This window comes from Bartonella queenslandensis AUST/NH15 (assembly GCF_000312585.1).
In the GTDB taxonomy this organism is placed as follows: domain Bacteria; phylum Pseudomonadota; class Alphaproteobacteria; order Rhizobiales; family Rhizobiaceae; genus Bartonella; species Bartonella queenslandensis_A.
In genome coordinates this window covers 1-794 of record NZ_HE998354.1, presented here as the reverse complement: position 1 = coordinate 794, position 794 = coordinate 1, and the positions used below count along the sequence as shown (strand labels likewise).

1 protein-coding gene is annotated in these 794 nt (G+C 34.3%); it reads left to right on the top strand.

Annotated features, from left to right (window positions below):
* The first annotated feature begins 68 nt into the window (after positions 1–68).
* The gene (locus BN338_RS10360) at positions 69–743 is read left to right on the top strand and encodes a hypothetical protein (protein WP_244427654.1); all 675 of its coding nucleotides are present in this window, start codon (positions 69–71) and stop codon (positions 741–743) included.
* The last annotated feature ends 51 nt before the right edge of the window (positions 744–794 follow it).

Sequence of the window (794 nt, the reverse complement as noted above, 5' to 3'; positions counted from 1 at the left end):
CAGCGGGGGCGCTTTTCTCTCAAATTTTCTCTAACAATTTAATCAAATTTATGAAATGGAGCATACCCATGAGCAATACAGCTATGTCTAAAATTCAAAACAGTAAAAAGTATGAATTAACTGATGAGACACAAAAAGTTTTCGATTCTGAAACCCGTCAACCTAAATACTTTTATCGCATTCGTGCATTAAGAGATTTTGATGATGTTAAGGCAGGTGATCTTGGTGGTTTTATTGAAAAGGAAAGCAATCTCTCTCATGATGGCAATTGCTGGGTTTATGATAATGCTATTGTTTCGTATGGTGCTATTGTTAGTGAAAATGCGAAAATACGTAATGAGGCTGTTGTTTTTAATGAAGCAAGGGTATCAGGAAATGCAGTGATTAGTGACAAGGCGCGGGTTCTTGAGAAAGAAGCTTATGTTTATGGCAATGCAAAAATATGCGATGATGCAATAATTTGTGGTGAGATTTATGGGAATGCCATTGTTTGTAATAAAGCTATGGTATCTACAGAAGCAAAAATTTATGACAATGCAAAAGTTTTGAATAATGCTTGTGTTGGTGGTTTGGTTTATGGCAATGCAAAAATATCTGGGGTGGCTTGTATTTATCCTAAAGCAGAGATTTATGATAATGCTTGCATCCAAGGAAAAACAAAAGTTTATTTCTTTGTAAAAATTTATGGAAATGCAGTTATTAAAGGTAATAAAAAGATTTATAAAGATACTGATGGTAGTTAACAAACTTTAAAAAAAAGCAACGTAAATAACGGCGGGGGGCTGCTTTGTAGC

Bases quoted from the DNA above. Each gene is read 5' to 3' on its own strand.
- BN338_RS10360 (WP_244427654.1), top strand. From the start codon at position 69: ATGAGCAATACAGCTATGTCTAAAATTCAAAACAGTAAAAAGTATGAA.